Here is a 6,208-nt window from a genome sequence, read left to right as displayed (position 1 = left end):
CACCATAATGATCTTGATTATTACAGTGATGAAGGGAGCATTGATGTTGAAAACGGTCGTCGGATGGTCACGCTTGTTGAATGCCGTTGGTTTGAAAGCGAGCGATATTACAAAGCGCCCGATTTAAGCACTGGAGAACTTCGTGATTATAGCGAGGAAGAATTTAAGCAGCTCCAGTGCATGATGCCCGATATCCAAGGGGCAGCTTTCAATAAAAAGGTCGTAAAACGTGCTTTTTTAGGGAGAAAATTGCTTGAATCCCCTGATCAACCTTTGGTTCCAGCGGGTCAATTGGGTTGGGAGTGTATAACAGGGTATTTTGATAAGATAGAACGGCAATTTTATGGGGTTGTCCGTCCGACAAAAGATCCACAACGATGGGCGAATAAATATTTTAGTCAAGTGATGTATATCCTTAATAGCCAATCCAAAGGGGGGCTTATTGTCGAGGAAGGGGCGTTTAAGGACATCAGGCAGGCTATGCAAGATTGGGCGCGGGCTGATGCGTTGCTAGTTGCTGAAGATGGCGCTCTTGCAGAAGGCAAGATACAACCAAAGCCTGTAGCACAGTTTCCAGAGGGCTTTTTCCAGCTGTTTAATGAAGCTAAGGAAGCAATTAATCAGGTGACGGGTTTATCACCCGAATTCATTGGTACAAGGGAAGTGACACAAGCGGGTATTTTGGAGGCACAACGACGCCAATCCAGTTTAAATCTGCTTGCTTGTCTGTTTGATGGTTTACGTTTGTACCGCAAGCGGCAAGGTAAGATTATTTTGCACTTGATACAGAATTACTTGTCCGATGGTCGTTTGGTACGGATATCTGGTGAAGAGAATGCGCAATATATTCCATTGACGCGTGAAGAAGTAACGAGTGTCGAGTATGATATTGTAGTTGATGATGCGCCAACCAGCCCGAATGAGAAAGAGCGCACCTTCGGTATCATCACACAGCTGCTCCCATTGCTTCAAAATGCCATTACGCCGGATATTATGCTTGATCTACTTCGTTACTCACCCTTGCCTGCGTCATTACTCAATCGTGTCAGTGAGAAGTTCCAACAGCAACAAATGGCACAACAACAGCAGATGGATCCCGAGCAGGAAATGAAGTTGCAGGAAAAGCAACAAGACTTAGAGACGAAAGCACAGATGCATCAGATGGATTTGCAACAAAAGCAGATTGATCTTTTTGTGCATCAAGAGAGAGCAAAAACAGACGCAGAACTGATGAAGCAACGCTATGAGATTGAACGGCAGAAGCTTCTCAATGATCAGGCACACAATCAGATTATGCGAGAGCGAATAGCATTACACAGAGGTATGCATAGTTGAGAAAGGTGAAAGAATGAATGCAGAAATGAATGAAGCTATGAATGAAGATTACAGAGTTGGAGCACCGGTCTTTGATGATGAGAGCTCTTTTGATGCTGGCACTTATGATGGTGAAACGATTGATAATGATGATGTCACCTCTCCAGAGCCGGTTGCACAGCCCGTTGAAAAGCCTTCAGAGATTGTTCCTAGTATAGAACAGCAGCGTGTGGAGCAACAAGCCAAACAAGCCCGTGAAGCGCTTGTCAAGTTTTATGAACCCCAATCCCAGACGCCAATGGTTGAAGGTGAAAATGCACCCCCAGACCTACGTGAGGACCCTGTTCGTTTAGTGGCGTGGATGTTAGATAAGATTCAAAAGCAAGATGCGTATATTAGGGAACAGAAAGAAGCGCTAAGACAAGCTGAGGAACAGCAGCAGCACGATATGCGTCTTGGTGAATTTTTTAATAATTCTGTTAAGTCGTTTCAAAATAAATCCAGTGATTTTGATGCCGCGGCAAATTTTCTTTATGAGGCACGCGCAAAGGAATTGAGTTCTTGGTCATCACTTTATCCTGAGTATGGACAACAAAACACAATAGATGCGATTATAAGAGATCAATTGCATGCGCTTGTAGCGACTTGTGCACAAAGAGATCTCAATCCGGCAGAAGAAATTTATAGAATAGCACAAAACCTTGGCTATCAGAACCAAGCAGTGCAAGCGAATAATCAAGTTGCAGAACTTCAAAGTCGGCAGAATTCTGCGAGAACCTTAACGGCATCTGGTGGAGGGGGCGTGACGGGTCCACTTTCATGGGAAACGATGGACGCTATGACGGATAAAGAGTTTCAAGCGTGGTACAGTAATCCAAAGAACCGAGTGCTTATACGCAAATTGAGTGGTGCAGATGATGAAGATTAAGTGAAAGACTTTTAGAGAATAAGCCGCCTTTGGTGCGGGTTGGTGGTCCGGCTTTAAGCCGGTTTTTTTATAGCAAAGAAAGGTGAAATAAATGGCAACAACACATATAGGGATTAATGATCCCCATGCGTTAAAAACATGGGCGAGAATTCTTGATGCGGAGGTCTCCAAAGCAACTCCTATTGCTCCTTTGATGGGGCAGGATTCCAATAGCATTATTCAGGTGAAAACAGAGACGCAAAAAGGCAAAGGGGATTGTGTAACATTTAGTCTGCGAGCTCAGTTATCAGGACGTGGTGTGAGTGAGGGTGAAACCCTTGAAGGCAATGAAGAGGCACTACAATTCCTTCATGATAAACTGTATATCAATGAACTTTATCATGGAACAAGAATTGCCAATGAAGGCACTATTGATAATCAGCGCACATTGTTTAATTTGCGCGAAGAAGCCAAAAACAGTTTATCAGATTGGTATGCGGACCGTTTGAGTTTGATGTTTTTCGTTCACGCTTGCGGTTATACAGCCAACAGGCTTAATTTTGAGGGAGAACTGGTTGATCTTGATCCTCTTTTTTGGGGCTTTAATGCACCATTAGCTCCAAGCAGTAAGCGCATTGTGCGACCAGAAGCAAAAACCAAGGATGAAGAGCTTACAGAAAAAGCCAAACACAGCTTTAATCTTAAATTGATAGATGAAGCGGTTCAGTGCGCTAAGCTAGCGAATCCTAAAATTAGACCGGTTCGCGTGAATGGCGAGAGTGTTTATGTGTTGTATTTGCATCCCATTCAGGTGACACAATTGCGCACTAATACAGAGACGGGTCAATGGCTTGATATTCAGAAAGCTGCTTATACCGGTTCGCGTTCCAAAAACCCAATCTTTGATGGTTCTCTAGGCATGTACAACGGTGTGATTTTACGTGAATCAGAGCATGTCACCAATGGTGTTAAATCCACGGATAGTACACGTCTTGCAGGTGTGCGCCGTGCTGTTTTGCTTGGAGCGCAAAGTGTCGTTATGGCATTTGGTAAGAGTTACGGTAAGACCCGCTATAAAATCGAAGAAGAAACCTTCGACTACAAACGCGAATACGGTTTTGGAGTGCATACAATTATGGGCATGAAGAAAACGCGTTTCCAAATGCCCGGAAGAGCACAAGGAGCCCAAGATTTTGGAACGATAGTTATCCCCACCTACAGCGGTGAAGTTGAGTGATGAGGAAAGGAAATAGGACATGGTAGATGGCGTAACAGGACACTTACACGGCAGAGATCTTCATACACATCAGGTCAGTTTTTTGCGTTTGAATATCTCGCATAAAGATAAGCATTTGACGCGCAAAATCGGGACTTTACCGCGTGGTGCAATGATCCTTTCGATTAAAGCGTTTGTGAAGACAGCGTTTTCGGATGCGAAATTAAAGATAGGCAGCACCTATGGTGGTAATGAGTTTAGTGAAAAGGATATCAAAACCCAAAGCACTCAAGATTTTACATCAACCAACCAAAAAGAGTTTGTTCCAGAAGATCAAGAGCTTACGCTTTATGCAACACGGGATAAAACAACCGCGGCTGGTGAGTGTGTTGTGGTCGTGCAATTCGTGACCAATCGTTGAGAGGTATAGGGGAAGGCTTAATTCCCCTCACGATTTATGGAGCAGATTGTACAGAGAGTTGTAAATTAAGGGCAGATAAGACAGCGACTAAGGTAGAAAGTTTAGGATCACCTGTTTTGCTTAAAGAGCGGTATAATCCACTGCGTTCGCGATTGGTTTCTTTTGCTAAGGCACTCATATTTTGTGCTCTAGCAACAATACCAAGGGCATCCGCTATATGAGAGGCATCACCAGTTTTAAAGGCTTCATTTAAAAAGACTTCTTGAGATTCTGGTGTTGTGAGGTGTTTTTCAAAGTTAAAGGTTTTCAATTTCATTTTTAAGATCCTCTAAAAGAGATAAGGCTTTTTGAATATCACTGGATTGTGTGGATTTGTCACCACCACAAAGCAATATAATGATTTTATCGCCTTTTTTTGTAAAATAAATTCGGTAACCAGCACCATAGTGGATACGTAATTCACCTATACCATTAAAAAACTTTGCATCACCCAAAAGCCCTGAACGAATTCTATGAAGCCTTGCAAGAATTATATTAGCAGCTTTTCTGTCTTTAAGTTTTTCTAACCAGTTATCGAATTCATCTGTTGTTTTTATTATCGCTACCATCAGTGCACTATACTACACAATATATATAATATCAATAGTAATAATTTTTACTGAGAGGTATTTTGATGACACGTCATTATATTCGGATTAAAACCGGAGGACCGATACCTGTAAAGCGAGATGTTTATCGTCATAAGAGAACACTTTCGCACTTAGTGTCGGTCATTCAAGATGAGATTGATGACATAGCCGATGAGTATGTTCAACAAATCCAAGAAAGCATTTTTGCAGCCATTCGTTTTTGTGAACGGGAGACCTTTTACTTTAACGAAAGCCGTGATGTGGTGTTTGAGACACGGGCGGGACAAGGTGTTTATGATGCAAGCACTACCCGCCCTATTGAAACAGCTGTTAAAATCAAAAACGTTTATCTGAGTTCGATAACATATTATGCATAAAAAACCAGTAAAGTCAATAGGTTGTGTGAAATTATTTTATATGAATCCACTTAAGAATCCACACTTTTATGCATGATTCATTTGATCATTTTTTATATAAGATTGCCATGCATGAATAGACCATAAAAAGCAAATCATGATACAAATATTATAACGCATGTGTGCATTCAAATGAAATGAAAAGCAGCTATCATTCATAACAGTTTATAAATCTTATGATACGTTTTTATCACAGTACAAATCACATTGTTTAAAATTTAGTTGTTTGGAATTATCGATAACATACGTTTAAAGATCACATCTTGTTTTAATGATTGGATTGTTAATCGCATGATAAAAACAAAATTAACGGTCCCCAAAATTGGGGAGCGCAAAATCTAAAGATGTTATAGTATCCTATAAGAAAGTAATCATTTAAAACTTTTATAAGCTTATAGGTTTAATTTATAAAGATTGCATAAAAGGATTTAAAGACAAGATCACTTTTAAAACGCTTTCTAAAAGTTTAGAAAATGATAAGTAATCAGCATAAATATAATATCATGACATATAGAATGAAAATCACAATGTTATGTCTTATGAAATCAAAAGCTTTTTAATGATATAATGCAAGCAAGAAAAATTTAAAACCATTGTAACATCATAAGGCATGGGATTTTACTCAATTTTGAGTCAAAAGCTGTAATATTTAAAGAATGCTCTATTCTAAGATAACGAGCTCGAATTTGAGCTGGTTGATTTTGCCAACTCAAAATTGAGCCGGCTAATATTTAAAGAAATTATCTTTTAATGAAAAGTACAAATACGCTTATGAGAACCTCTTTAAATGCACGTTTAAACGTTTGAAACATAAAATGAGATCTTTATAAGAAACGTTAAAACTTTTTTTTATAACAGTTATAACTTAGTTATCATTTGCTCTTAAAAACGTTTCATTTATGAGAAAACTAAGATTTAGCTTTCACAGCAGAGCAAAATCTTGAAAACCTTACACTTTATAAAAGCGTTTGTTTATTTATCTTATGAAAATCTGCTTTTAAAAACCAATGATCGTAAATATAAAAAGAACGTTTTTTACATATATTTATTGAATATGCATTTGCTTTTGATTGGATTGTTAAACCTACCAAGCGTTTTAATTTGTTTAATAGCCATAACAAGCGTTTATAGGCTCTCTCATTCAAATGAGTGATTAAAGATCATACGCACATTTACATTCCTTTTGATAAGTTTTCATATCTCTCATAGAGCGCTTGCAATATGATACGTTTTGTATATATGCATTCATTACTCCATTGTGGATGATTCATTTTAATCAATAAGAAACGCTATTTGAAAGCCGCG

At 39.3% G+C, this 6,208-nt stretch carries 6 protein-coding genes and 1 pseudogene; 5 read left to right on the top strand and 2 right to left on the bottom strand.

The genetic code is table 11. The features are described 5' to 3' along the window. The 4 genes from ACFIL7_RS08625 to ACFIL7_RS08610 form a co-directional block, all read left to right on the top strand. On the top strand, window positions 1–1,335 hold a 1,335-nt coding region (locus tag ACFIL7_RS08625; RefSeq protein ID WP_375683522.1), incomplete at its 5' end, for a phage portal protein. Window positions 1,336–1,348: 13 nt separating this feature from the next. After that, window positions 1,349–2,242: a hypothetical protein gene (locus tag ACFIL7_RS08620; RefSeq protein WP_375633220.1), complete on the top strand. Its 894-nt coding sequence runs from the start codon at window positions 1,349–1,351 to the stop codon at window positions 2,240–2,242. Between the two features lie 91 nt (window positions 2,243–2,333). Continuing rightward, on the top strand, window positions 2,334–3,458 hold the full coding sequence (locus ACFIL7_RS08615; RefSeq protein WP_273788714.1) for a N4-gp56 family major capsid protein: 1,125 nt from the start codon (window positions 2,334–2,336) through the stop codon (window positions 3,456–3,458). A gap of 19 nt (window positions 3,459–3,477) precedes the next feature. After that, the gene (locus ACFIL7_RS08610; RefSeq protein WP_375633221.1) at window positions 3,478–3,858 is read left to right on the top strand and encodes a hypothetical protein; all 381 of its coding nucleotides are present in this window, start codon (window positions 3,478–3,480) and stop codon (window positions 3,856–3,858) included. Window positions 3,859–3,892: 34 nt separating this feature from the next. On the opposite strand, the gene ACFIL7_RS08605 is transcribed toward ACFIL7_RS08610, so the two are convergent. After that, the gene (locus ACFIL7_RS08605) at window positions 3,893–4,174 is read right to left on the bottom strand and encodes an addiction module antidote protein (protein ID WP_273788712.1); all 282 of its coding nucleotides are present in this window, start codon (window positions 4,172–4,174) and stop codon (window positions 3,893–3,895) included. Continuing rightward, the gene (locus ACFIL7_RS08600) at window positions 4,155–4,466 is read right to left on the bottom strand and encodes a type II toxin-antitoxin system RelE/ParE family toxin (protein ID WP_017196508.1); all 312 of its coding nucleotides are present in this window, start codon (window positions 4,464–4,466) and stop codon (window positions 4,155–4,157) included. Before ACFIL7_RS08600 ends, ACFIL7_RS08605 begins: the two co-directional genes overlap by 20 nt. Before the next feature lie 65 nt (window positions 4,467–4,531). On the opposite strand from ACFIL7_RS08600, the pseudogene ACFIL7_RS08595 reads away from it, so the two are divergent. Further along, window positions 4,532–4,846, top strand: a pseudogene (locus tag ACFIL7_RS08595) (hypothetical protein); the annotation flags it as partial. Window positions 4,847–6,208 lie beyond the last annotated feature (1,362 nt).

This window comes from Bartonella sp. AP3QHHD (assembly GCF_042195765.1).
In the GTDB taxonomy this organism is placed as follows: Bacteria; Pseudomonadota; Alphaproteobacteria; order Rhizobiales; family Rhizobiaceae; genus Bartonella.
Note: the sequence above shows the minus strand (reverse complement) of the source record. Positions and strands in the feature narration are given on the sequence as shown.

Coding starts and splice junctions, on each gene's coding strand:
- ACFIL7_RS08620 (WP_375633220.1), top strand. CDS start 1,349: ATGAATGCAGAAATGAATGAAGCTATGAATGAAGATTACAGAGTTGGA.
- ACFIL7_RS08615 (WP_273788714.1), top strand. CDS start 2,334: ATGGCAACAACACATATAGGGATTAATGATCCCCATGCGTTAAAAACA.
- ACFIL7_RS08610 (WP_375633221.1), top strand. CDS start 3,478: ATGGTAGATGGCGTAACAGGACACTTACACGGCAGAGATCTTCATACA.
- ACFIL7_RS08605 (WP_273788712.1), bottom strand. CDS start 4,174: ATGAAATTGAAAACCTTTAACTTTGAAAAACACCTCACAACACCAGAA.
- ACFIL7_RS08600 (WP_017196508.1), bottom strand. CDS start 4,466: ATGGTAGCGATAATAAAAACAACAGATGAATTCGATAACTGGTTAGAA.